Annotated in this window: 20 protein-coding genes, 1 pseudogene and 1 riboswitch; of the genes and pseudogenes, 17 read left to right on the top strand and 4 right to left on the bottom strand. The window is 51.6% G+C overall.

The window, feature by feature from the left end:
* Nucleotides 1–232 precede the first annotated feature (232 nt).
* From mdtD to J1784_RS13700, 12 genes are all read left to right on the top strand, one after another.
* Nucleotides 233–1,708: a multidrug transporter subunit MdtD gene (gene mdtD / locus J1784_RS13755; protein ID WP_217149703.1), complete on the top strand. Its 1,476-nt coding sequence runs from the start codon at nucleotides 233–235 to the stop codon at nucleotides 1,706–1,708.
* The gene (gene baeS / locus J1784_RS13750) at nucleotides 1,705–3,090 is read left to right on the top strand and encodes an envelope stress sensor histidine kinase BaeS (RefSeq protein WP_217149702.1); all 1,386 of its coding nucleotides are present in this window, start codon (nucleotides 1,705–1,707) and stop codon (nucleotides 3,088–3,090) included. Before mdtD ends, baeS begins: the two co-directional genes overlap by 4 nt.
* The gene (gene baeR, locus J1784_RS13745) at nucleotides 3,091–3,810 is read left to right on the top strand and encodes an envelope stress response regulator BaeR (RefSeq protein WP_217149701.1); all 720 of its coding nucleotides are present in this window, start codon (nucleotides 3,091–3,093) and stop codon (nucleotides 3,808–3,810) included.
* 154 nt (nucleotides 3,811–3,964) lie between these two features.
* The gene (locus tag J1784_RS13740) at nucleotides 3,965–4,303 is read left to right on the top strand and encodes a YegP family protein (protein ID WP_217149700.1); all 339 of its coding nucleotides are present in this window, start codon (nucleotides 3,965–3,967) and stop codon (nucleotides 4,301–4,303) included.
* A gap of 190 nt (nucleotides 4,304–4,493) precedes the next feature.
* Nucleotides 4,494–5,879: a prephenate-dependent tRNA uridine(34) hydroxylase TrhP gene (gene trhP / locus J1784_RS13735; protein WP_217149699.1), complete on the top strand. Its 1,386-nt coding sequence runs from the start codon at nucleotides 4,494–4,496 to the stop codon at nucleotides 5,877–5,879.
* Between the two features lie 399 nt (nucleotides 5,880–6,278).
* A complete protein-coding gene (gene yegS / locus J1784_RS13730; protein ID WP_217149698.1) occupies nucleotides 6,279–7,169 on the top strand; it encodes a lipid kinase YegS in 891 nt (296 codons plus the stop codon).
* Nucleotides 7,170–7,410: 241 nt separating this feature from the next.
* Nucleotides 7,411–8,973 carry an MFS transporter gene (locus J1784_RS13725; protein WP_217149697.1) on the top strand — a complete coding sequence of 521 codons (1,563 nt, stop codon included), beginning with the start codon at nucleotides 7,411–7,413 and terminating at the stop codon, nucleotides 8,971–8,973.
* Entirely contained in the window at nucleotides 8,960–9,973 is a 1,014-nt protein-coding gene (gene yiaK / locus J1784_RS13720) for a 3-dehydro-L-gulonate 2-dehydrogenase (RefSeq protein WP_217149696.1), read from the top strand. Before J1784_RS13725 ends, yiaK begins: the two co-directional genes overlap by 14 nt.
* Before the next feature lie 188 nt (nucleotides 9,974–10,161).
* On the top strand, nucleotides 10,162–11,376 hold the full coding sequence (gene manD, locus J1784_RS13715; protein WP_112288901.1) for a D-mannonate dehydratase ManD: 1,215 nt from the start codon (nucleotides 10,162–10,164) through the stop codon (nucleotides 11,374–11,376).
* 10 nt (nucleotides 11,377–11,386) lie between these two features.
* A complete protein-coding gene (locus J1784_RS13710) occupies nucleotides 11,387–12,400 on the top strand; it encodes a Zn-dependent oxidoreductase (RefSeq protein WP_217149695.1) in 1,014 nt (337 codons plus the stop codon).
* 121 nt (nucleotides 12,401–12,521) lie between these two features.
* Nucleotides 12,522–13,811: an MFS transporter gene (locus tag J1784_RS13705; RefSeq protein WP_217149694.1), complete on the top strand. Its 1,290-nt coding sequence runs from the start codon at nucleotides 12,522–12,524 to the stop codon at nucleotides 13,809–13,811.
* Nucleotides 13,812–13,898: 87 nt separating this feature from the next.
* The gene (locus J1784_RS13700; RefSeq protein ID WP_420803974.1) at nucleotides 13,899–15,233 is read left to right on the top strand and encodes an MFS transporter; all 1,335 of its coding nucleotides are present in this window, start codon (nucleotides 13,899–13,901) and stop codon (nucleotides 15,231–15,233) included.
* 56 nt (nucleotides 15,234–15,289) lie between these two features.
* Here J1784_RS13700 and J1784_RS13695 read toward each other — a convergent pair whose 3' ends face one another.
* Both J1784_RS13695 and J1784_RS13690 read right to left on the bottom strand, forming a co-directional pair.
* On the bottom strand, nucleotides 15,290–17,266 hold the full coding sequence (locus tag J1784_RS13695) for a glycoside hydrolase family 127 protein (RefSeq protein WP_217149692.1): 1,977 nt from the start codon (nucleotides 17,264–17,266) through the stop codon (nucleotides 15,290–15,292).
* A gap of 23 nt (nucleotides 17,267–17,289) precedes the next feature.
* Nucleotides 17,290–18,702 (bottom strand): MFS transporter, encoded by a 1,413-nt coding sequence (locus J1784_RS13690; RefSeq protein ID WP_217149691.1) that lies wholly within the window; start codon nucleotides 18,700–18,702, stop codon nucleotides 17,290–17,292.
* A gap of 273 nt (nucleotides 18,703–18,975) precedes the next feature.
* Here J1784_RS13690 and J1784_RS13685 point away from each other — a divergent pair, with 273 nt between their 5' ends.
* The 3 genes from J1784_RS13685 to J1784_RS13675 all read left to right on the top strand — a co-directional run bounded on the left by J1784_RS13685 (nucleotide 18,976) and on the right by J1784_RS13675 (nucleotide 22,003).
* Nucleotides 18,976–19,812 carry an AraC family transcriptional regulator gene (locus tag J1784_RS13685; protein WP_217149690.1) on the top strand — a complete coding sequence of 279 codons (837 nt, stop codon included), beginning with the start codon at nucleotides 18,976–18,978 and terminating at the stop codon, nucleotides 19,810–19,812.
* An 81-nt stretch (nucleotides 19,813–19,893) separates the two neighbouring features.
* Nucleotides 19,894–20,580, top strand: coding sequence for a GntR family transcriptional regulator (locus J1784_RS13680; protein WP_217149689.1), 687 nt, complete (start codon nucleotides 19,894–19,896; stop codon nucleotides 20,578–20,580).
* Nucleotides 20,581–21,154: 574 nt separating this feature from the next.
* Nucleotides 21,155–22,003, top strand: coding sequence for a hypothetical protein (locus J1784_RS13675; RefSeq protein WP_217149688.1), 849 nt, complete (start codon nucleotides 21,155–21,157; stop codon nucleotides 22,001–22,003).
* A gap of 6 nt (nucleotides 22,004–22,009) precedes the next feature.
* On the opposite strand, the gene thiD is transcribed toward J1784_RS13675, so the two are convergent.
* Both thiD and thiM read right to left on the bottom strand, forming a co-directional pair.
* Nucleotides 22,010–22,810 (bottom strand): bifunctional hydroxymethylpyrimidine kinase/phosphomethylpyrimidine kinase, encoded by an 801-nt coding sequence (gene thiD / locus J1784_RS13670; RefSeq protein ID WP_217149687.1) that lies wholly within the window; start codon nucleotides 22,808–22,810, stop codon nucleotides 22,010–22,012.
* Nucleotides 22,807–23,616, bottom strand: a complete 810-nt coding sequence (gene thiM / locus J1784_RS13665; RefSeq protein WP_217149686.1) for a hydroxyethylthiazole kinase — start codon at nucleotides 23,614–23,616, stop codon at nucleotides 22,807–22,809. Before thiM ends, thiD begins: the two co-directional genes overlap by 4 nt.
* Nucleotides 23,617–23,650: 34 nt before the next feature.
* Nucleotides 23,651–23,749: riboswitch (TPP riboswitch) on the bottom strand.
* Nucleotides 23,750–23,991: 242 nt separating this feature from the next.
* Here thiM and J1784_RS13660 point away from each other — a divergent pair.
* Complete coding sequence (locus J1784_RS13660; protein ID WP_217149685.1) at nucleotides 23,992–24,264, top strand: hypothetical protein; 273 nt, start codon at nucleotides 23,992–23,994, stop codon at nucleotides 24,262–24,264.
* Nucleotides 24,265–24,535: 271 nt separating this feature from the next.
* A pseudogene (locus J1784_RS13655) lies at nucleotides 24,536–24,668 on the top strand (IS256 family transposase); the annotation flags it as partial.

Raw genomic sequence — 24,668 nt, 5'->3', positions numbered from 1 at the left:
ACTTACTTTGCATGCGAACGATTCGTGATCAAAGGTCAACCATAGCATTTTGATATAAAATGTCAGGCTGAAAGCTATTCTTTATTGTCAGAAGAATTGTCAAAAAATGGGAAAGACTCTCCTTATTTCCTCCATTTTCTGCTGAAACATTCTGGCTACACTGTGAGCCTGGTCTGAAGGTGGATCTCCCTCCTGAAATGCCGCGACAATGATTGTGCTGATGCGATAAACCATGAAACCTGAAAACACTGATACTTTACCGCCCTCTGCTCCCCTGCCGCCTTCGGTGCGCTGGCAGCTGTGGATTGTCGCTTTTGGCTTTTTTATGCAGGCTCTCGACACCACGATCGTGAATACTGCCCTGCCTTCGATGGCCCGCAGTCTGGGCGAAAATCCGCTGCACATGCATTCTGTCGTTGTCGCTTATGTGCTGACGGTCGCGGTGATGCTGCCCGCCAGCGGCTGGCTGGCGGATAAGGTCGGCGTTAAATGGGTATTCTTTTCGGCCATTGTGCTATTTACGCTGGGCTCGCTGTTATGCGCGCAATCGGAAAGCCTGCGTGAACTGGTCATGTCCCGCATCGTTCAGGGGATTGGCGGGGCGATGATGGTCCCCGTCGGGCGGCTGACGGTACTGAAAATCGTCCCGCGCAGCGAATACATGGCGGCGATGACCATGGTCACTTTGCCCGGTCAGGTCGGCCCGTTGCTTGGTCCGGCTCTGGGCGGTTTTCTGGTGCAGTACGCCAGCTGGCACTGGATCTTCCTGATTAATCTGCCGGTCGGTCTGGCCGGATGTATCGCCACCTTAATGATTATGCCTAATTACAAAATGCAGACCCGGCGCTTTGATATTAGCGGGTTTGTGATGCTGGCGGTGTGTATGGCGACGCTGACTCTGGCGCTGGAAGGCAGCCGCAGTATGGGGCTGAGCGTGCTGGAAATAATCCTGCTGGTGGTAGTCGGCGGCGGTGCTCTGGGCATTTACTGGATGCACGCGCGTGGTAATCTCTCGGCGCTGTTTTCCCTGCGACTTTTCCATACGCCGACCTTTAAAATCGGGCTGATTGGCAGCCTTCTCGGACGTATCGGCAGTGGTATGTTGCCATTTATGACGCCGGTATTTCTACAACTCGGCATGGGCTTTACGCCATTCCACGCCGGACTGATGATGATCCCAATGGTACTCGGCAGTATGGGGATGAAACGCGTGGTCGTCCGGCTGGTTAATCAGCTTGGTTACCGGAAAGCGCTGGTCAGCGCCACGTTGCTGCTGGCGCTGATCACCCTGATCTTCCCGCTGGTGGCAATATACGGCGCCGTGTGGATGATTCCGATTGTGCTGTTCTTCCAGGGCATGGTGAACTCCCTGCGCTTCTCGTCGATGAATACGCTGACGCTGAAAGATTTGCCGCCGCGTCTTGCCAGCAGCGGCAACAGTTTGCTGTCGATGATCATGCAGCTGTCGATGAGTCTGGGTGTCAGTGTCGCCGGTTTGCTGATTGGGTTATTCGCCCATCAGCAGGCTATTACACCGGACAGCGCCACCATGCACACCGCGTTCCTGTATTGCTACATGTCGATGGCGCTGGTGATCGCTTTGCCAGCCTGGGTATTCTCCAAAGTGCCACCCGATACACAGAAAAATGCCATTATCGACCGTCGTCGCGCTGCGGCCGGTTCCCCTGATCCGATGAGAAAATCATGAAACCTGGTATTACCGCCAAGTTATTTATGGCCATTTTTTGTACCTGCGCACTGGTGCTGATCACCATGAACTGGGGCGTAAGGATGAGCTTCGAACGGGGCTTTATCGACTACATCCGCCAGAGCAACGAGCAGCGCGTGGAATTGCTGGCTGACACCTTGCAGGAACAATACAAACAGCACGGCAGCTGGGAGTTTCTGGAAACCAATGACCGGCTGATCTATCAGATAATGCGTTCATTTGAACAAAACAGCAGCCCGAGAATGCCGCCGCAGGGATGGCGGACGAAGTTCTGGATCCTCGACAGCCATGATCATCGGATCGGCGGTTACGATCAGCCGGTTCCACCGGATTTACAAGGCCCGCGCCGCATTATGACCGTTGACGGCGTGGTGATTGGCTCGGTGATTTCCACACCTGCCGAACGCCTGACCCGCGATGCCGATATCAATTTTGAGCGCCAGCAAAGCCGCACCAGCTGGATGATTGTCGCCTTTACCGCTCTGCTGGCCGCTGCCGTTACCTGGGTGTTATCCCGCGGAATGCTCGCGCCGGTAAAACGGCTGGTGAAAGGAACTCATCAGCTGGCTGCGGGCAATTTCAGCACACGCGTAGAAGTCGACAGTGAAGATGAACTCGGAAAACTGGCGCAGGACTTCAATCAGCTGGCGATGACGCTGGAAAAAAATGAGCAGATGCGACGGGCGTTTATGGCGGATATCTCTCACGAGCTGCGCACTCCGCTGGCCGTGCTTCGCGGCGAGCTTGAAGCCATGCAGGATGGCGTGCGTAAAATGAGCGTCAGCTCACTGGAATCACTGCAATCTGAAGTCTCGATTCTGACCAAGCTGGTGGACGATTTGCATCAGCTTTCATTATCCGATGCCGGCGCGCTGGCGTACCGGAAAGTGGACACCGACGTCGTGCATCTGGTGCAACTGGCGGAAGCTGGTTCGCGCGATCGTTTCCATGCCAAGCAGTTAACCCTGACCAGCCATCTGCCGGGAAGTGCGGAAGTGTTTGGTGATCCGCAGCGTCTGTCACAGCTGTTCAACAATCTGCTGGAAAACAGTCTGCGCTATACTGACCCAAATGGCGGCCTGGAGATACTGGGCGAAATACGGGAGAAATCACTGTATCTGATGTTTCAGGACAGTGCGCCGGGTAGCAGCGACGAACAGCTTGGCCGCATTTTTGAACGTTTTTACCGTACCGAAGGCTCGCGCAACCGCGCCAGCGGTGGTTCGGGATTAGGTCTGGCCATTTGCCAGAATATTGTCGAAGCGCATGGCGGGCAGATCAGCGCCAGCCATTCTCCGGCGGGTGGCGTTCGTATTACGATCGTCCTGCCGCTTTCTGTCACATCAGGCCCGAGAAACTGAATGAACGACTCTGTATTGTCCGGCCCGGCGCCGTTAAAAATTCTGATTGTAGAAGACGAGCCTAAACTGGCTCAGCTGTTAATCGACTATCTCGAAGCGGCGGGCTATGCCACGCAATGGCTGCCGGACGGGCACGACGTCATCGCACAGGTTAAGAGCCATCCACCGGCACTGATTTTGTTAGACCTGATGTTACCGGGCAGCAGCGGGTTATCGATTTGCCGTGATATCCGCCAGTTTTCTGATGTACCGATCATGATGGTGACCGCAAAAACGGAAGAAATTGATCGCCTGCTCGGGCTGGAAATCGGTGCCGATGATTACATCTGCAAACCTTACAGCCCGCGGGAAGTCGTGGCGCGCGTGAAAGTGATATTGCGCCGCTGCGTGCGCCAGGATGCCAATGCTCCAAGAGATAACGGTCTGCACATTGATGAAGCCCGCTTTCAGGCTACGTTCCAGGGGCATGAACTGGAGCTAACACCGGCGGAATTCCGCCTGCTGAAAACTCTGTCGGTGAAACCGGGCTACGTGTTTACCCGCGAAGTACTGCTCAATAATCTTTATGACGACTACCGCGTGGTCACCGACCGCACTATCGACAGTCACATCAAAAATCTGCGCCGTAAACTCGAATCTCTCGACGGCGAAAAAGCCTTTATCCGCGCCGTCTATGGCGTGGGCTACCGCTGGGAAGCAGAACCCTGTCATCTGGCATAGCACGAAACTGGCCGGCATTTCAGTTTTGTAAAGTTTCTGAAAGTCTGTCGGCCAGTTCACATTTCATGTCTTAAATCTTTCCTGCCGACGCGAAACAGTTTCCATTAACTACACTTATCTCTGGAAAATAACCCCTCTGATGGAGATTACCTTTATGGCTAATGGACACTATGAACTGAAAAAAGCGAAGAACGGACAGTTTCACTTTAACCTGAAGGCCGGGAACGGAGAGATTATTCTCACCAGTGAAATGTATGCCAGCAAAGCGTCAGCAGAAAACGGGATTTCATCGGTTCAGACCAACTCCCCCGATGAAGCACAATATGAAGTCAAGCCCTCGAAAGATGGTCAGTTTTACTTTGTGCTGAAAGCGAAAAACCATCAGGTGATTGGCATCAGCGAAATGTACACCACGGAAAGCGCATCAAAGAAAGGGGTTCAGTCTGTGGTGAAAAACGGCGCAAGCACTGATATCCGCGATCTGACGCAGTAGTTCACAATGATTTCTGTTTTTAACTATTCAGGAGCAGAGAAGGAAATTGATCTGGCTCCTGAATAGTCTAATTAGCGCTGTAATACCCACACGAAATGGCTGCTTTTGATCAACTCAGACGTTACAATTCCGACCTTTCGTCGCCCCGCATCCGGGACGGCCCTGACTTGTGATCAGACTGAGATTGACTATGTTTACCCCCGATTCTTTTGTTCCGGAACTGCTTTCCCCTGCCGGCTCCCTGAAAAACATGCGTTACGCTTTCGCCTATGGCGCCGATGCCGTCTATGCCGGACAGCCGCGTTACAGCCTGCGTGTACGTAATAACGAATTCAACCACCAGAATCTGGAAACCGGCATTAATGAAGCCCATGCTCTGGGGAAAAAATTCTACGTGGTAGTGAACATTGCGCCGCATAACGCCAAGCTGAAAACCTTTATCCGTGATCTGCAACCTGTGATCGACATGGGGCCCGATGCCCTGATCATGTCCGATCCGGGCCTTATCATGATGGTGCGCGAAGCGTTCCCGCAGATGGATATTCATCTTTCGGTGCAGGCTAACGCCGTGAACTGGGCAACAGTGAAATTCTGGAAACAAATGGGGCTAACGCGTGTGATTTTATCGCGCGAACTGTCACTGGAAGAAATCGCAGAGATCCGCGCACAGGTGCCGGATATGGAAATTGAAATTTTCGTTCACGGTGCGCTGTGCATGGCGTATTCCGGCCGCTGTCTGCTTTCCGGCTACATCAATAAACGTGACCCGAATCAGGGAACCTGTACCAACGCCTGTCGCTGGGAATATAAAGTACAGGAAGGCAAAGAAGACGCCATCGGCAATATCGTGCATCAGTACGAGCCAATCCCGGTTCAGCAGGTAGCAGCCGCAGAACCGACATTAGGCATCGGTCAGCCGACAGATAAAGTGTTTATGCTCGAAGAAGCCCTGCGCCCCGGTGAATACATGAGCGCTTTTGAGGATGAACACGGCACGTATATTATGAATTCCAAAGATCTGCGCGCCATTCAGCATGTGGAAACGCTGACAAAAATGGGCGTGCATTCGCTGAAAATCGAAGGCCGTACAAAATCCTTCTACTATTGCGCGCGTACCGCACAAGTTTATCGCCGGGCCATTGACGATGCCGTTGCCGGAAAGCCTTTCGACCCGACGCTGCTTTCCACGCTGGAAGGTCTGGCACATCGCGGATACACCGAAGGTTTCCTGCGTCGACATACTCACGATGCACAGCAGAATTACGAATACGGTTTCTCCGTCAGCGACCGCCAACAGTTCGTCGGCGAATTTACCGGTAACCGGATGGATGGCTGGGCTGAAATTGATGTGAAGAATAAATTCAGCGTGGGTGACAATGTGGAAATGATGACGCCACAAGGCAACGTCCAGTTCAAGCTGGAAGCGCTGCGCAATAAGAAAGGCCAGCCAACTGATGTCGCGCCGGGTAACGGCCACATGGTGTATGTCGCGCTTCCGGAAGACGTCAATCTGGAATTCGCCATTTTATTGCGTAATCTGGTAGAAACGGATACCCGTAATCCGCATTCGAAATAAGGTTTTGGTCGAAAACAAGAATTCGATCACATCTATTTCTGACCGGGCTGGCTAATATGCATTCGCAATTTACTTCGAATGCAAAATAAAGCACCGGACTATACCAGGAACCACCTCCTTGGCCAGCTCAATCTCCCTTGAGCTGGCTTTTGTTTTTCTATTCCAATAACCCTTTATTGAACTAAATTCTGCTAATTCAACTTAAACCCCTCGATTACTCTCATTAATAAGGTGACGTCTCTTCGTTTAAATAAAATACGTTTCTGAAAAATAAACGTCATTTCTAATTAATGTCACTGCAATTATTTAACCTCATCGTCAATTTTTCGCTGATTAATCCGATAGCCAAATACCGTCCCTATCATCTATTGTGGGTATGAGTAGATAAAAGGAGCGTACATGACCACAGCAATGCTGATTTTAAATGGAAAAGGCGCAAGCAACGAAGAGCTGCGGATAGCCATCGGCGCGCTACGTAAAGAGGGTGAAGACGTCAATGTGCGAGTCACCTGGGAATACGGAGACGCTGCGCGTTACGTAGAAGAAGCCATTGAACTGGGCTGTGAAACCGTGATTGCAGGAGGCGGCGACGGCACCATTAATGAGGTGGCGGGTGCGCTGGCACAATATGAAGGCCAGCAGCGTCCCGTGCTCGGTATCGTGCCTCTGGGCACCGCAAATGATTTCGCCACTGCCTGTAATATTCCCCTGCAACCGGAACAGGCGCTACAGCTGGCGGTAAAAGGCCGTGCGGTGGATATCGATCTGGCCAAAGTGAATGACCAGCATTTCTTTATCAACATGGCCACCGGAGGTTTCGGTACGCGCATCACCACCGAAACGCCGGAAAAACTCAAAGCCGCACTTGGCGGCGTCTCCTATTTCATTCACGGCCTTTTGCGCCTGGATACCCTGAAAGCTGACAGCTGTGAAATCGCCGGCCCGGATTTTCACTGGGAAGGTGACGCGCTGGTCATCGGGATTGGCAATGGTCGTCAGGCCGGTGGCGGACAACAAATTTGTCCGGATGCGCTGATTAACGACGGATTACTGCAATTACGACTGCTGACGTCAGAAGAGCTGCTGCCCTCTTTCCTGCGCAGCTTGCTCAATAATGAAGAAAACAAAAACATTGTTTCCGCCAGTCTGCCCTGGCTGGAAATTACCGCACCTCACGATATGACGTTCAATCTCGACGGAGAACCGCTGACCGGAAAACAGTTTCGAATTGAAGTTCTTTCTTCTGCCATTCAGTGCCGCTTGCCTCCTCACTGCGAACTTTTAGGCTAACCCTCCCCTCCGCTGTTCATTCTCTGTACTGTGATCTGACTTACAGTACAGAGCAAACTCGCCCTTATTTTTGTGATCTTCTCCGCTAAAACCTTATTCACATACTTGTATGGTAGGTGCGCATTACCTAATTTTACTTTGCCGATGTCGCTGAATAATTCATTTATGAGTTTCTGCGGGCACAAACGACGCAATTCTTTTGACGACTCTTATTAATCCGGTGACGGAATGCAGGGGTAGTATGATTAATCATCATAAAGAAAGACCGATATCGGTGAAAAATATGCTTGCCTACGGCGGAGGAGATTTCTTCGGCGGAGGGTGTTTCGCGGTATTAGGTCTGTGGATTATGTTTTTCTATACCACCTATGCCGGATTAAGCCCCGCAGAGGCCGGTGCTGTTATTGCCACCGCGCGTTTGCTGGACGCTTTCTTTGATCCGCTGATGGGATATGTCACGGATAATTTTTACCGCAATCCACTCGGTAAGAAATATGGCCGACGCGGTTTCTTTTTCTTATTTGGCGCTCCGTTGATTATGGTGACCTACATTATTATGTGGGTCAGCGGCATGGGGTTCTGGTACTACCTGTTTACGTATATTCTATTCTATGCCGCGTATACGCTGGCGATTGTGCCTTATGAAACGCTGGCAGCGGAAATGACCTCCAGCTTTAAAATGCGCACTAAACTGACCGGCGTCAGAATGTTTTTCTCAACAGGTGCCGCGATATTAGCCGCCTGGTTACCGGGGCGGATAATTGCTTATCTGGGCGATGATTCCTCGTCATCTTTCCTGATTATGGGTGTGATTTTCGGCGTGCTGTTTGCCGTCGTGATCCTGATGCTTTACTTCTATACCTGGGAGCGACCAATTCCGGTGGATGAGGCTGCGCCGAAGTTATCTTTCCGCCGCGATATGAAGCATCTGTTCCGTTCACTGGTTTCCACTATGAAAGTGCGCACTTTCCGCCAGCATGTCGGAATGTATCTGGGCGGCTATGTCGCGCTCGACGTTCTTGGCGCTGTACTTGCTTATTATATTATTTTTGTTCTCGGTCAGAATGCCGTCACGGCTTCTAATGCCATGACATTAATGACGCTGGTACAGTTCGTCTGCGTCGCGCTGTTTATTTTCCTGTGTATGAAATTAGGTAATGGCGCGTCATATCGTATTGCACAATTATTTATGCTGGCCAGCGTCGGATTATTTTTGTCCATTCATCTTCTGCAACTGCCGTTTAATATGGCGCTCCTTTATCTGTCGGTCATTTTAATGGGCGTGGGGCGTTCCGGCACCAGTTATGTTTGCTGGAATATTTACAGCTTTATTCCTGATGTGGATGAAATGCTCACCGGAAAACGGCGCGAAGGTATTTTCGCTGGCGTGATGACTTTCGTGCGCAAAGCCGTTCAGGCAGTCGCATTATTCGGAGTCGGATTATTATTGCAGCACTACGGATTCACACCTAAAAGCAGTTCTCAACCCGCCGAAGCGGTTTATGGGATCACACTGGTCTTTGGCGCGGGCTCGGTTATCTTTCTGCTGGTGGGATTATACTGCTCGATGAAATTCCGGCTCACCCGCCATAACCACGCCCTGCTGGTGAATGAAATTGAACGTCTGAAAGCCGGTGGCAGCAAATATGACGTCACGCCGGAAACGCGCTTGATAGCCGAACAGCTTACCGGCTGGCCATATGAAAAATTATGGGGCGATAACAATATTCTTAGTCAAACCGAAGAGAGTCTTCCCCTGACATCCACAGAGCTTTCAACCGGAGCCGACCATGCAAAGAATTGAATTCAGCCTGATGCAACAAACCATTCAGCGCGCCCTGCAAAAAGCGGGACTAAATGAAGGAGACGCGCGAACGTGCGCACGCATCCACACCGAATCGAGCTGTGACGGTATTGCTTCACACGGTTTGAACCGGGTGGCGCGTTTTGTCGATTACGTTCAAAAGGGCTGGATTGATATTCATGCCAAACCGGAGCTGGAAAAATCTCTCGGCGCCATCGCTATTTATAACGGCAACCGCGGGATCGGCATCACTAACGCGCTGTTCGCCGTCGAAAAAGCCACGGAAATGGCAAAAGAATATGGCGTGGGAATTGTGGCGCTGAAAAACAGCAGCCACTGGATGCGTGGCGGCAGTTATGGCTGGCACGCGGCTCAACAAGGCATGGCGGCGATTTGCTGGACCAATACGGAATCCTGCATGCCCGCCTGGGGCGGAAAAAACACCCGCGTCGGCAATAACCCGTTCGTGATGGCGGTGCCAAGGCTCAAAGGCCCGATCGTGCTGGACATGGCGATGTCGCAGTATTCCTACGGCAAATTACAGGTTACGCGGCTGAAAAACGAAAAATTACCCTTCCCCGGCGGCTACGACAAAAACGGAAATCTCACGGATGATCCGGGTCCGATCGAAGCCTCCATGCGCATTTTACCCACCGGTTACTGGAAAGGTTCCGGGCTGGCGATTGTGCTCGACGCTATGGCCGCGTTGTTGTCCGCCGGATCACCGACTAATGAGATCGATAAAATTGGCAAAGGCAGCTGTACCGGCGCCAGCCAGATTTTCATGATATTTGATCCGACACAGTTAGGCGGCGCTGAATTCACTGAACGCATGGCCGACAGCGTTGCAGACTATGTGAATCAGTCCGAACCGGCAGAAAACAGCCGCGACGTACGTTACCCCGGGCAGACAGCCGCCGCCAACCGCGAACAAAACCGCCAGCTCGGGATCCCGGCAGATGAAACGGTCTGGGATGAAGTGATGCGGCTGGCGGAATAATTCATTCATCTGCATTAATCACGCCTGTCAAAGACAGGCGTTTTCTTTTCGTCCCGGATAAATTCCTGTGAATAAAGTGTGATCCTCTCCGGCAAAAAACAATTTACATACTTGTATGGTAGTTCGCATATGGCGTATTTATAACCACAGAAAATGCATCCTACTTTTACTGCAGAAGGTCGTAACCGATGAAAATCGTGAATGCTGAAGTCTTTGTCACTTGCCCGGGACGCAACTTTGTTACGTTGAAAATCACCACTGACAGCGGGCTGACCGGCATCGGAGATGCCACGCTGAATGGTCGCGAATTACCGGTCGCCTCCTATCTCAAAGATCACGTTTGCCCGCAGCTGATTGGACGCGACGCCCATCAGATCGAAGACATCTGGCAGTTTTTCTACAAAGGCGCTTACTGGCGTCGCGGGCCGGTTACTATGTCGGCCATTTCTGCCGTCGATATGGCACTGTGGGACATCAAAGCTAAAGCCGCCAATATGCCGCTGTATCAGTTACTTGGCGGCGCATCCCGCACCGGCGTAATGGTTTACTGTCACACCACCGGCCATTCCATTGATGAAGTGCTCGACGATTACGCCAAACATAAAGAGCTCGGGTTCAAGGCTATCCGCGCGCAATGCGGCGTACCGGGCATGAAAACGACCTACGGCATGGCGAAAGGAAAAGGTCTGGCCTACGAGCCGGCAACGAAAGGTAACTGGCCGGAAGAACAGCTGTGGTCGACAGAAAAATATCTCGATTTCACACCAAAACTCTTCGAAGCGGTACGTAATAAATTCGGTTTCGACGAACATCTTCTGCATGACATGCACCACCGCCTGACGCCAATTGAAGCCGCGCGCTTTGGCAAAAGCATCGAAGAATATCGTCTGTTCTGGATGGAAGATCCGACACCGGCTGAGAATCAGGAAAGCTTCCGTTTGATCCGCCAGCACACGGTGACGCCAATTGCGGTCGGTGAAGTATTCAACAGCATCTGGGATTGCAAACAGCTGATCGAAGAACAGCTGATCGACTATATCCGCACCACGATCACTCACGCGGGTGGTATTACCGGCATGCGCCGTATAGCCGATTTTGCCTCGCTGTATCAGGTGCGTACCGGCTCACACGGCCCTTCTGACCTTTCTCCTATCTGCATGGCGGCCGCTCTGCATTTCGACTTGTGGGTACCGAACTTCGGCGTGCAGGAATACATGGGGTACTCCGAGCAGATGCTGGAAGTCTTCCCGCATAACTGGACGTTCGACAACGGCTATATGCATCCGGGCGAGAAGCCTGGGCTGGGTATCGAATTCGACGAAAAACTGGCCGCGAAATATCCGTATGAACCGGCTTATCTGCCGGTAGCCCGTCTGGAAGACGGTACTTTGTGGAACTGGTGAGGGAATAAAAATGAACAGCGTCGTTATACAAGAACCCGGGAAATTAGTCATCGAGCAACGTGCTTTGCCGGTACCTGCCGCCGGCGAAGTACGAGTTCGGGTCAGTCACGCCGGTATCTGCGGGTCGGATGTGCATATCTATCACGGCCACAATCCCTTCGCAAAATACCCGCGGGTGATTGGCCATGAATTTTTCGGTCACATCGACAGCGTGGGTGAAGGCGTAGAGGCATCACGCATCGGAGAGCGCGTCGTGGTCGATCCGGTTGTCAGCTGCGGACATTGTTATCCCTGCTCCATAGGCCGCCCGAATGTGTGCGCCCAATTACAGGTGATCGGCGTCCACCGCGATGGCGGTTTCAGTGATTACGCCTGCGCACCGGCGAAAAACGCCTATGTGGTACCTGACGTCATTCCCGACAAACTCGCCAGCATGGTCGAGCCGTTTACTATCGCCGCCAATATCACCGCCTTTTTGAAACCTGTTCCACAGGATACTGCACTGATTTACGGTGCTGGCCCGATGGGGCTGACGGTTGTCCAGGTGCTGAAAGGCGTGTACGGCGTGCAGAAAGTGATTGTCGCCGACCGCATTGATGAGAGATTGCAGATGGCTCAGGCAAGCGGTGCAGACTGGATAATCAACAACAGCGAGCTCAGTGTAGCTGATGAACTGGCCGCCGAAGGTGTGCGTCCGACGCTTATTGTGGATGCCGCCTGCCATCCGGCCATTTTGCAGGAAGCCATTCTGCTGGCCTCCCCGGCAGCGCGAATCGGTATGATGGGCTTTTCCGGTGAGCCCAGTTCAGTGACGCAGCAAAGTATTACCAGCAAAGAAATTTCACTGTTTTCATCGCGCCTGAACAGCCACCGGTTCCCGCAGGTGATTGAATGGATCGAACAAGGGAAAATCGCGCCCGAAAAACTGGTAACACACTGGATGCCTGCCAGTGACGTTGAAGCGGCATTAACGCTGTTTGAGAAAGATCAGCGTTCCTGCTGCAAAGTTTTACTGACATTCTGACATTTAGCTATTTTTGAACAAATGACGGGAGGATTTTTAATATCCTCCCGTCAGCAGCACCTCATATTCTACCTACAAAAAACGCAACACTATTAAAACGACACCGACAAGTGGAGCACCTATGTTCAAGAACTTACGCTGGATCATCGTATTCCTGCTGTTCCTGGTTTACATGATCAATTACCTCGACCGCGTTGCGCTGTCGATTACTGTTCCGATGATAGAAAAAGAACTGACTATTAATCCCGAACAATTCGGTATGATATTTGGCAGTTTCTTTTTTGGTTACGCGATATTTAACTTTATCGGCGGTCTGGCGGTGGATAAATTCGGTCCGACGCTGGTGATGGGATTAGCCGTCGGATTATGGTCAATATTTTGTGGTATGACCGCTATCGCGACCGGCTTTTATTCCATGTTAATACTGCGGGTATTATTCGGTATGGCTGAAGGCCCGATTTGCGCCTCGGCAAATAAGATGATTAACGGATGGTTTCCGAAGAAACAGGCGGCAACCGCGATGGGCTTACTCAGCGCCGGTTCGCCTCTCGGCGGCGCTGTCGCCGGGCCGATTGTCGGGTACTTAGCGATTTCCTTCGGCTGGCGTCCGGCGTTTATGGTGATCGCTTCCATCGGGATTATCTGGATGGCGGTGTGGTTCTTTACCGTCGCGGATAATCCGCTGAAAAGTAAACGTGTTTCACCAGAGGAATTACGTTTAGTTGATCAGTTGAAGAATGAAAATATCAGCGAAGAAGAAGATCTGGCACAGGCCGCGCATGGTCTGGGATATTATTTACGTCAGCCAATTATCCTCGTCACTGCCTTTGCCTTCTTCTGTTATAACTATATTTTATTCTTCTTCCTCAGCTGGTTCCCGGCTTATCTGGTACAGGCTCATGGTCTAAATATTAAAGAAATGAGCCTGACCACCGTTATTCCCTGGATTGTCGGATTCGTCGGACTGGCTTTGGGCGGATATATTTCCGATAAGATATTCAATATCACCGGCCGTTTATTACTGTCGCGTAAAATCATATTAGTGGTCAGTCTGTTAGCCGCAGCGATTTGTGTCGCGCTTGCCGGTATCGTCACCAGCGTGGTTCCGGCAGTTATCCTGATGTCAGTGTCTATTTTCTTCCTGTACACCACCGGCGCTATTTACTGGGCGATTATTCAGGACGTGGTACATAAATCTCGCGTCGGAGGCACCAGCGGGTTTATCCATCTGGTCGGCAGTGTGTCGGGCATTATTGGTCCGGTCGTGACCGGTTTCATCGTACAAAATACCGGTCGCTTCGACAGCGCCTTTATTCTGGCCGGTGGCGTCGCCGCGCTGGGTGCAATTCTGGTGTTCTTCGTAATTAAACCACCAAAACACACGCCAGCCACAACGCTGTCTCACAACTGATGTTCTGAATGAAAAGCCGCTCCTTATCAGGGGCGGCGCTTTGCTACCCGCGTCATTGCTAAACCGGAGCATTTCACCATGTCACAAATGTCATCACAGCCCCTTTCAAAAGCCTCTGAAAATGAACAGCGGGGATTATTAAAACGCGTCGCGGGGGCATCCGCCATCGGCACCGCCGCCGAATATTACGATTTCTTCGCCTACGGGACGGCCGCGGTTCTATTTTTCGGCCAGCTATTTTTCCCCAGCCATGATCCGCTTATCAGCACGCTGGCAGCTTTCGCCACATATGCCGTCGGTTTTCTTGCCCGCCCGTTAGGCGGCATTGTGTTTGGCCATATCGGCGACAAAGTCGGCAGAAAAAAAGCGCTGGTGATCACCATTCTGATTGTCGGACTCGGGACGTTTTGTATCGGCCTGCTGCCGACGTATGAAAAAATCGGCTTCTGGGCGCCGGTCCTGCTAATCCTGATCCGCGTCCTGCAGGGTTTTGGCGTCGGCGGCGAACAGGCCGGTGCGGTGCTGATGACCGCAGAATATTCCCCGCCGGAGCGTCGTGGTTTCTTCGCCAGCTGGGTACAGATAGGCGCGCCTTTGGGTTTTCTGCTCCCTTCTGCACTCTTCGCTTTACTGACTTCACAGCTTTCAGCGGCACAAATGCTCGACTGGGGCTGGCGTATTCCGTTCCTGCTGAGTTTATTGCTGGTGATCGTCGGATTATTTATCCGCCTGCGTATCGATGAATCACCGGTATTTGCTGAAATCCGTAAAACCAAAGCGGTGGAATCCCGGCCGGTGGTGGAAGTCATCAAGCTGTATCCGGGAATTATCGTAAAGGGAGTCTGCGCCAAGCTGATTGAAGCCTGTGCCTTCGCCATGTTCACGGTTATTGTGCTGGCGTTCGGGAAAGCCAATCATCTGAGCGAAAGCATTTTGCTTCAAACGATGATTGTGGCGGTGATCCTTGAAATATTCTCCATCCCACTGATGGGAAAACTTTCTGACCGTATTGGCCGCAAACCGGTTTACATGGCGGGTGCGGTACTGCTGGCTGTCGGGATTATTCCTTTCTTCCTTGCGCTCAAACTGGATATTTTCTGGGTAACGCAGATAGCGATGATTCTGGCGCTGACGTTCGGTCACAGTATGTGCTACGCCCCGCAGGCATCGTTCTTCCCTGAACTGTTTCCGACGCGGATCCGATGCAGCGGCATTGCGTTGATCTGGCAAATCGGATCACTCATCGGCAGCGGGATCCTCGGGCTGGTGGCGGTAAAAATTCTGCAAATGACCGGCGGCGATTATCACGGGCTGGCGATCTACATGATCGTACTGGGCGTCGTTTCAGTCATTGGGCTGGCGCTGCTGCCGGAAACCGCTCCGCGCCGGAGAGGCAGCGAATACCACAGCTGGAAACAGTAATCCGACCCAATAAAAATCCGGCTCTCATGCCGGATTTTTATTCAAAACCGGCAGGTTTAGTTTTGATCCACCCACACGCGCATCTCCCCTTCCCCTCTGTTGGCCCAGGTAAAGTAAGGCACGAAAGTCATGATTTGCGTTGTCATTTCCTCTGGCGGCGCATTGAAGCTGTACAACGGTTGCTGACCGGCCTGAACCGATAACCGCCGCTCGCCTTGCGTCTGCAATAACGTTTTACCGGCGAACAGTCCGCTGCCGGAAATCAGGCGAAATTGCGCATCCTGTGGCAGCCTCACATTATGCAGTTCGCTGCCGTTGTCGGCCTGTTCAAGGCAATACACCAGCGGACCACGCTGTATCGCCACTTTTCCTGCCACGTGCCGCAACAGGGCGTTGCCCTTCACGCGCGTCACCGGCATCGGCAATGTCATTTCAATGCGATCGCCTTTCTGCCAGCCCTGCGTCAGGCGTAAATATCCGTTGTGCGTCAGCGCGGACAGCGCCAGCGGTTTACCATTGAGCGTCACTTGCGGGCTGGCGCACCAGTCGGGTAAACGCAGCGCCAGCGTGGCTTTCAGCGGCGCATCAGTATCGACTTCAACCAGAACCTGTTCCGTCCACGGATAACCTCCGGACTGCTTCAGCCGCAACGGTTTGCCGCCAATCATCGCCTGCACATCACTGCCGATATACAGGTTGATGTCCACGCCGTCCGGCCGCTGGGTATAGATGTAATGTCCCAGCGAAGCCAGCAGTCGTGCGATATTCGGCGGGCAGCAGGCGCAACCGAACCAGCGCTGGCGAACCGGTTTTACGTGGTCATAGATATGGTTGAACGGAATACTCTTCGGATGCACTTCCAGCGGATTCACGTAGAAGAAATGTTTGCCGTCCAGCGCCATCCCTGCCAGCACGGTGTTATAGAGCGCGCGCTCCATCACATCGGCGTAACGACTGTCGGAGTCCATCTGCAGCATCCGGTTGGCAAACATCATCAGCCCGATTGAGGCGCAGGTTTCCGTATACGCCGTGTCGTTTGGCAGATCGTAATCCGATGAAAACGCTTCACCGCTGCTTTGTGAACCGATTGAACCGGTAATATACATTTGCTTCTGCGTCATGTTTTCCCACAACCGCTGGCAAACCTCGCGCATTTCCTGATCCTGACTCAATCGTGCCAGATGCGCGACACCGGCGTACAGATACACAAAACGTACCGCATGGCCGATAGCCGTCGTCTGTAACGCAACCGGCACATGCGCCTGGCTGTAGGCTTTATCTTTGACCATCCACGCCGGACCGTAAGTATTCCAGTGCGAAGTTTTACCTCGTTTTTCATATTCGATGTCGTAGAAATGCGGCTGTGCGCCGCGCTGCCCGACAAAATACCGGGTCAGCTCGAGATAACGGGTTTCACCGGTGGCTTCATATAAACGCATCAACGCCAGTTCAATTTCAGGATGGCCGGGATAGCCATGCAGCTGTTTATCACCCGGCCCGAAAACATCCGCGATGTGATCAGCAAGCTTACAGACGATTTCCAGCAGACGCGTTTTCCCGGTTGCCTGAGCGTAGGCCACACCGGCTTCGATAAGGTGTCCGGCACAATAAAGTTCGTGGCATTCAGCCAGATTCGCCCATCGCTGTTGCGGCTCTTTCACCGTGAAATACGTGTTCAGATAACCGTCCGGTTGCTGCACGGCGCCCACCAGTTCGATCACCTGATCAGCCGTTTCTTCTAATGCAGGATCCGGCGTTTTCGCCAGCAAATAACCGACAGCTTCCAGCCATTTCGCCACATCACTGTCCTGAAAAACCATCCCATAAAACTCGCCTTCACTTTGCCCGGCAGCGATACGGAAATTTTCAATGGCATGACTCGGTTCTGCATCTGTCACCTCATCATTCAGGGCTTTCCACTGATAAGGCACAACCACGTCTTTGACCAGCCGCTGATATTCAAGCCAGAACGCATCAGAAATATTGACCTTATCAAGCGGTACTTCTAAAGACTCAACCGGGGAAAACGACATAGAACCTCCTGAATAAAAAATAATTATGAGATTTTCGCGGCCAGGTCATGCGACATCCGCGACAGCAATTTGTTATCGAGTTTGCAGAACATCAGCGTGCCCGCCAGCAGCAGATGCATCGCCGCAGGCAACAGCGTTTCCAGCAGGGTGATACCGCCCAGCGACGCCGAAGTCTGGTGTTCCGCACCGGCCTGATAAGAAACCAGAATGAAGACCAGGCTGATAATCCCGGCGCTGGATGCCCAGGCTAATTTGATGAAAAACAGGTTGAAGGCGAAGTTCATACCAGAGGAGCGGATACCGTTTTTCCAGTGGCCGTAATCGTCGGCGAAGGCCATCAGGGAAAAGTGCAGCGGTAACGTGAAACCGAGGATCACGCAGTGAACAAAAATGATGCCCAGCCACAGCGTCTGGTACGCCTCACCGGCAGGGACAAACCACAGTAATAGTGAAAATACCGCCAGCACCAGATTAGTGATCATATACAGCCGCACGCTGTCGATAAATTTGGTCAACTGGTTGACGATCACCGCACCAAGAATTGAGGCCAGCGTGACCATACCGAAGAACATCGAGGCATAACCCGCGCCTCCCTTCAGCACATAAGTGATGAAATACATGTAGCCGCCACCGCGCAGGTTAAACACGTTGATCAGCAGGAAAGACATCAGTAATACCAGCAGCAGTTGATCGTTTTTCAACATTCCACGGATATGCTCTTTCACGCTGAATTGCCCAAGCAGCGCCAGCGGCAGGCGTTCACGTACAGTGAAAAAGCACCACAAAAACATCACTACCGCAACGGCGCACAGCAAACCCACACCCTGCTGGTATCCGTCGGCAGCATTGCCTTTACCCAGCACCTGAACCAGCCACGGCAGCCCGACAGAAACCAGAAATCCCGCCACACCGCACAGTACAAAGCGCCAGGACTGGCAGGAAATCACTTCGCGATGATCAGTCGTCATGGTGTTAATCAGGGCGCAGTAAGGCACGTTGATCGCTGTGTAAGACACTGACAGCAGAAAATAAGTGAAGAAGGCGTAAGCGATTTTGGCATCGCCACTCAGGCCGGGAACCGTGAAAGTCAGGAATCCCACAACGCCAATCGGCAACGCAATCCACAGTTGCCATGGACGAAAACGCCCCCATCGGCTTTGCGTGCGGTCAGCCAGAATACCCATCAGCGGATCGGATATCGCGTCAATCACGCGCAGGGAAATAAAAAGCGTACCGACAATCGCCGGTGTCAGGCCGAAAACATCGGTATAAAAGAATGTCAGAAAACTGGTGATCAGACAGGTAATTATCGTACCGCCAGCATCTCCCAGCCCGTAACCTATTTTCTCGCTCACAGAAAGTCTGGTATTGGCAGAGGTTATTCCGCCCTCACCCGCTACCGGCGATGGACCAGTATTAATGGAATCCGTTGACATTTTTTTTCCTCGCTCTTATATCGTTATTAATAAGCAACAGGAACAGGATTAATAAGGCAGATTATTTACATCAGCCCGAAGAATAAATAAGGTACGCAGTCAATCTGTCACAGGGGCATCACGTCAACAAGAGGAGGATAAAGTAGTTAAACGGGACAATTCCGACCTGCATCTCTATTTTGTGAAGCAGATCAAAACGTCCTGCCGCGTAGCTGGCAGATGCCTCTGCCTGTGCTACTGTCAGGCTTAAACAGCCCGTCAGGAGCCTGAAGAATGTCCGAACCTCTTGTTTTCCACGTCAATTATCCGGTAAAAGTTCAGAATGGGGGCTTATTCATTTCCAGAGGAATTGGCACGCATCCGACCCGCAGGCTGAGTTCGCATGAGCTCATTTACGTGGTTCGCGGCACGCTTTCGTTACAGGAAGGAAATACGCGATTTGATCTGCATGAAGGCGAAAGCTTAATATTATTCCCAGGACGTGAACATAAAGGCGTCACCACTTTCGATTCTGACTTAAAATTTTACTGGCTGCATTTTGATTTTGTGAAAGATAAAGCAAAAATTAAATCACAGCAAAATAATCCCTCTTTACAGCTGGATATTCCACAACATTGCAAAGTCAAAGACAGAGAGACTATTCTGACTTTGTTCAGATTATTTTTATATGAGCAGGAACGTGGTGGAAATTCCCTTGAGCTGTTTTTGTTATTACTTTTACAAGAAGTGTCCCGAGCCTGGCCTGATAACGTCGAACCCGATGGTCCCGGCGTGGCGCTGGCCTATAAGGCCCGCCAACTGATCACAACACAATTTCATTTACCACTGGGGGCTTCGGAGCTGGCTGAACGGTTGCATTGCAACGCAGATTATCTCGGGCGAGTGTTCCGCCTGACGTTCCAGATGACGCTGACCGATGCGCTGCATAAGCAACGGGTGACGGCGGCGGAAAAACTTTTACTGGCCAATACCGGAAACGTCGCAGATGTGGCGCGCCTGACCGGCTTTAATGATGTCGCGTATTTCAGGCGGGTTTTTCGCAAACTGTCAGGCATCACACCCGCAGCATACAAAAAACTGTATTGTCGTGAACATATCAATTCACAGTAATTCATGCGCTAACAATCTCAAAATCCTGAGAAAACTCATGTTAGTATTATGGCTTCCCGACTATAAAGACAACCTTTGCCCATGACAGACTCCTTTGAATTTCTCAGTAATGTGCCGGTTAATCAGCAGATTTACCGCACCTTACGTCAGGACATCGTCACCTGTGCCATTGCACCGGGAGCATTTCTGTCGGAAAAAGAAATTTCCACCCGTTTCAATGTATCCCGCCAACCGGTTCGCGAAGCCTTTATCAAACTGGCAGAAGCCGGACTGGTTCAGGTATTACCGCAACGCGGTACTTATGTCATGAAGATATCGTCCAAACGGGTAGCTGACGGACGTTTTATTCGTGAAGCTGTCGAAACCGCCGTGGTACGCCGCGCGGCGATGGTGGCGACGGATAAAGATCTGGCACTGCTCGAACACAATCTGGAGCGCCAGACGCTGGCGGCAAAAAGTCAGCAGACGCAGGAATTCCTGCTGCTTGATGATGAATTCCACCGCACGATTGCCCAGATCATTGATTGTAAACTGGCTTGGGAAACGGTCGAACATATTAAAGCGACGATGGATCGCGTGCGCTTTTTAACGCTGAGTAAGGTGTCGCCACCGGAAAGTCTGATTGCGCAGCACTATGCCATTTTTGACGGGCTCAAAGCCCGTGATCCGGACGCTGCTGAAAAAGCCATCCGCATCCATCTTCAGGAAATGATCTCGACTATCACGCCTATTGCCGAGCAAAACAGCGACTGGTTCGATGCGGAGTGACCAATTGATTCCCGCGCGGTGAAATCAACTTCAGCGCGGGAGGTGATGCTTCACTTCAGGGTAATTTGCTGAAGTCCTTTGGTGGATGGTAGTAAGCCTCCGCCGGGCCAAAAACTTCGAGATCGTCAGTGTCCCCCTTAAGCCTGTCGGCATAGATAACCATCATACTTAAACTGTAACGCAGCATTTTTCCTATGAGAGGATGCCCTTTTGTCTTGCGATAGAAATTCTCCAGCGAGTTTAACTCCAGAGGCCCTGTCACTGGCAGGCATGACTTCATCAAGAACGCAGCCCGCTCTCGCTAATCACCTTTTCATGTAACGTCATCCCTTGCATATTATTTTACTTCCACTCATTAAAATTAATTTCTCAAGATTAATCTTCAACCAAGGAATAACAATCGCCAACGCAATTATTCTCGAGATGCCTCGTAAAATATCGTCACTACGCAGAGGGATAAGCAACCTGCCAAACAGACAATTTGCGACAGTGTACAAATTTTGCGGGTTAGCCCTAAAATCTGTATGACAACTTGGTGTAAGCTGTAAACCACATCAATACCGTGGACACTTTTATGCCAGCTGCTGCCCCCCTGAAAAAAAGCTATTACAGCGCCGATCAGTCACTGTCCCTCTCCCAGCTCGATAACGAGAAAATCACGCAAATCGTGCAAGATCTGGACGTGGCTGAAAGTGAAAAAGAACATTACGTCATGGGCTGGATGGGTCAGAACAGCGTAGTGGTGGTGAGAAATTATCAGGATAAACGCGGTACTTCGAATGGTCTGGTGTTATCCCGGGGCAACCGTTACAAGCTTACCGTTCAGGCGATTACCTTTCGCATTCCCAAATTTTTACTGTGGGTGACCTTCCGTCGTCGGCCCCGCACTATGACCGTCATTGCTTATAACAAACTGGGCGAACAGGCGACCGGCCTGCAACAATTTATTCATGTGCAGGACCCTGAATTACGGGAAAAGCTGGAAAGCGACTGGCGCGCGCTGAATGACTATCTGGGCCTGGCCTGCTGGCAGATGGATAACAACCGCCCGTTGTGGCGTCAGCTGCATCAGGAAATCTCACCGCAGGCTTTGTGGACACTGGCGGAATCGCCTTGGTTCAGCGGCAAAAAGTTGCAAAAAGACGGCGAGTTGGAAGGCCTGTGGTCGCACGAGCAGTTTATTGGTCGTCGCACCGGTGAGCACGCGGCATTATTGCTGTCGTGGAAAGATGAAGAAAATGAGGATATCGCCAGCTATCTGTTTGAAAGGGTTTCAGCGAATAAAATCCGCATCATGCTGCGTCCGCGTAAAGAAGAGAAATTCTATCCGCTGAATCCGTTTGATGCGGAACATTTGCAACAGGCTCTGGCGAAATTTCATGAAGCCGAACAGGCGCTGAGCGAAACCCAGCGCCGTGCTTAACGGGCTTTACCACCAGCGGTGAAAATGATGGACCGGCCCGATACCGTGGCCGACTTCCAGAGAATCGGCCTGCATCAGCGCCTGCTGTAAATATTCTTTGGCTTCGCGCACGGTATCGGACCAGTTGTTATGACGCGGTCGCAGAGCCGCCAGCGCCGCAGATAACGTACATCCTGTGCCGTGAGTGTGGCGGGTGTCCACGCGCGGCGCGGTAAAACGCTCGCGGGAACCGGACATAAATAACCAGTCCGGGCTTTCTTCATTGCTCAGATGGCCGCCCTTCATCAGCACCGCGCCACATCCCATCGCCAGCAAGGCTTCTCCCTGCTCGCGCATTTCAGTTTCATTGGTGGCTATCGTGCATTCCAGCAACGCTGCGGCTTCCGGCAGATTTGGCGTAATAATGGATACCTGCGGGATCAGCAGACGGCGCACGGCATCTACGGCTTCCGGCAGTAACAGCGGATCGCCACTTTTCGCCAGCATGACGGTATCGAGCACCACAAAAGGCGGCAGATAATGTCTGAGCCGCTCCGCAACCACTTCCACAATCTGACTGTTTGACAGCATGCCGATTTTCGCGCTGTCGATACGTACGTCGCTCAGTACAGAATCCAGCTGCGCCGAAACAAAATCCGGTTCAATGTTATAAACCGACTGCACGCCACAAGTATTCTGCGCCACCAGCGCAGTAATCACGCTGGTGCCGTACGCACCGAGCGCCGAAAAGGCTTTTAAATCCGCCTGGATCCCCGCTCCGCCGCTCGGATCCGTTCCGGCAATCGTCAGTGCATTAATCCGTTTCATAGCATTCCCTCCCCGTTCAGCCATTCTTCGCTGATTAAATACAAGTTATCGAGGAATTCTGGTGTGAAACTGCCAGGGCCTTTCACCACTGCGCAGGCGCGTTCTCCGGCGCAAGACATTACGCGGCAGGCGGCGGCGACGTTATCCAGCCGCCCGCCCGGTAGAGCCACAAAAGCAGCGACAACAGCGGACAACGCGCATCCGGTACCGACCACGCGGGTCATCATCGGATGTCCGCCCGCTACGGCTCTGCTGCGTTCGCCATCGGTGACGTAATCCGTTTCACCCGTGACAGCGACAACCGCACCTGTTTGGCGTGCCAGCTGTTGTGCGGCGGGTAAAGCGGCAAGGGAATCGTCCCCGCTGTCAACGCCGCGACCGGAAGCACTGAGTCCACTGAGTGCAAGGATTTCAGACGCATTACCGCGGATGGCAGCAGGTTTTAGTGTGATGAGTTTAAGACAGAATTCGGTACGCCAGCTCAGACCACCGACCGCTACAGGATCCAGAACCCACGGTTTTCCGGCCTGATTAGCGGCGTGAACAGCCGCCAGCATTGCATCTGCATGAGGGCGGGTCAGCGTGCCAACATTTATCAGCAGGGCATCGGCGATGGCACTGAACTGCGCCGCTTCGCCGGAGTCAACCACCATCGCCGGAGATGCACCCAGCGCGAGAAGGACATTGGCGGTAAAAGATTGCACCACATCGTTGGTCAGGCAGTGAACCAGCGGCGCAGAAAGGCGCAGTTGTTGCAAAGAAGTGACGGCTAAAGAGCCGGGTAAAAAGGTAGGTCGGGTATTCATAATTCTCCCCACCGGCACTCAGGAAGGCGGTATCGGGAGAGATACCTGACTTCCCTACGCTGGCATAATCCAGATCAGGTAATACGGGTAAAATCTCAGCCAGGCTTTACAGCGGGCACCCCGAGTCATTAGTAAATATATCTTCTTTCATCAGCTTACGGGAAGTGGCTTGTTGACACAAGCCTGCCTCTCTCCCAATGCCGCCTTCCTGACGCAGAAAGTAATTATCACAATATTGTGCCAATTTTATCACACCCTTTATCACATACCCATGAGCTATAACGCATTTAAAAGTAGCTTCATAATGTTTGGCATTGGTACACTTATCACAAAGACATGGAATGGCCAATAACTATCGAATAAAGGAACTGATATATGTGCAACATGTTTTATGTGGTAGCGGGAATAGCTCTCTTGCTAATTATTTCGGTGTATGTAATACATGCGACAGAGCGTATTAGAAACTCTAACTGGGTAATAGATACTATTATGGTTGAATACAACTACAGCGAAGACTTGGCGCGTGAAATCGTCTTACAAGTTGATACATTAACTAAATGTAAAGTGCTCAGGACAGACAAAGAAATCTTTATGCGTATAGTTAGGCAATATATTTTAAATCTTACAAATGATGAGCCTATCATATGAAAGTCGTAAAAATCATTTGCAAACATAAGAATATTGTTTTAAACACTAATGAAAGATGGTTAAACAGTTAGCCTGACGGAAACGCATAGAACAAGAATGTAACCCCGATAGTTAGATGGCTGAACAGGCCGGAGATATGCTAGACACTTTCATGCTAAGTGCAGTGACATGGATATTCTGGTGCAGAAAGGACAGGCCTGGAGACTGTAATTAAAATTGTGTAATTGCCTGTTTTTGATATGTTCACTCCAGCAACGGAGACAGGTAAATTATGGACGAAAAGAAACTTAAAGCCCTTGCGGCTGAACTGGCTAAAGGCCTTAAAACCGAAGCCGATCTCAATGCGTTTTCCCGTATGCTGACCAAGCTTACTGTCGAAACAGCGCTCAATGCAGAGCTGACTG

It is taken from the genome of Rahnella ecdela (assembly GCF_019049625.1).
Taxonomy (GTDB): Bacteria; Pseudomonadota; Gammaproteobacteria; order Enterobacterales; family Enterobacteriaceae; genus Rahnella; species Rahnella ecdela.
This window is presented reverse-complemented; position numbering and strand designations above follow the sequence as displayed.

Bases quoted from the DNA above. Each gene is read 5' to 3' on its own strand.
- mdtD (WP_217149703.1), top strand. From the start codon at position 233: ATGAAACCTGAAAACACTGATACTTTACCGCCCTCTGCTCCCCTGCCG.
- baeS (WP_217149702.1), top strand. From the start codon at position 1,705: ATGAAACCTGGTATTACCGCCAAGTTATTTATGGCCATTTTTTGTACC.
- baeR (WP_217149701.1), top strand. From the start codon at position 3,091: ATGAACGACTCTGTATTGTCCGGCCCGGCGCCGTTAAAAATTCTGATT.
- J1784_RS13740 (WP_217149700.1), top strand. From the start codon at position 3,965: ATGGCTAATGGACACTATGAACTGAAAAAAGCGAAGAACGGACAGTTT.
- trhP (WP_217149699.1), top strand. From the start codon at position 4,494: ATGTTTACCCCCGATTCTTTTGTTCCGGAACTGCTTTCCCCTGCCGGC.
- yegS (WP_217149698.1), top strand. From the start codon at position 6,279: ATGACCACAGCAATGCTGATTTTAAATGGAAAAGGCGCAAGCAACGAA.
- J1784_RS13725 (WP_217149697.1), top strand. From the start codon at position 7,411: ATGATTAATCATCATAAAGAAAGACCGATATCGGTGAAAAATATGCTT.
- yiaK (WP_217149696.1), top strand. From the start codon at position 8,960: ATGCAAAGAATTGAATTCAGCCTGATGCAACAAACCATTCAGCGCGCC.
- manD (WP_112288901.1), top strand. From the start codon at position 10,162: ATGAAAATCGTGAATGCTGAAGTCTTTGTCACTTGCCCGGGACGCAAC.
- J1784_RS13710 (WP_217149695.1), top strand. From the start codon at position 11,387: ATGAACAGCGTCGTTATACAAGAACCCGGGAAATTAGTCATCGAGCAA.
- J1784_RS13705 (WP_217149694.1), top strand. From the start codon at position 12,522: ATGTTCAAGAACTTACGCTGGATCATCGTATTCCTGCTGTTCCTGGTT.
- J1784_RS13700 (WP_420803974.1), top strand. From the start codon at position 13,899: ATGTCATCACAGCCCCTTTCAAAAGCCTCTGAAAATGAACAGCGGGGA.
- J1784_RS13695 (WP_217149692.1), bottom strand. From the start codon at position 17,266: ATGTCGTTTTCCCCGGTTGAGTCTTTAGAAGTACCGCTTGATAAGGTC.
- J1784_RS13690 (WP_217149691.1), bottom strand. From the start codon at position 18,702: ATGTCAACGGATTCCATTAATACTGGTCCATCGCCGGTAGCGGGTGAG.
- J1784_RS13685 (WP_217149690.1), top strand. From the start codon at position 18,976: ATGTCCGAACCTCTTGTTTTCCACGTCAATTATCCGGTAAAAGTTCAG.
- J1784_RS13680 (WP_217149689.1), top strand. From the start codon at position 19,894: ATGACAGACTCCTTTGAATTTCTCAGTAATGTGCCGGTTAATCAGCAG.
- J1784_RS13675 (WP_217149688.1), top strand. From the start codon at position 21,155: ATGCCAGCTGCTGCCCCCCTGAAAAAAAGCTATTACAGCGCCGATCAG.
- thiD (WP_217149687.1), bottom strand. From the start codon at position 22,810: ATGAAACGGATTAATGCACTGACGATTGCCGGAACGGATCCGAGCGGC.
- thiM (WP_217149686.1), bottom strand. From the start codon at position 23,616: ATGAATACCCGACCTACCTTTTTACCCGGCTCTTTAGCCGTCACTTCT.
- J1784_RS13660 (WP_217149685.1), top strand. From the start codon at position 23,992: ATGTGCAACATGTTTTATGTGGTAGCGGGAATAGCTCTCTTGCTAATT.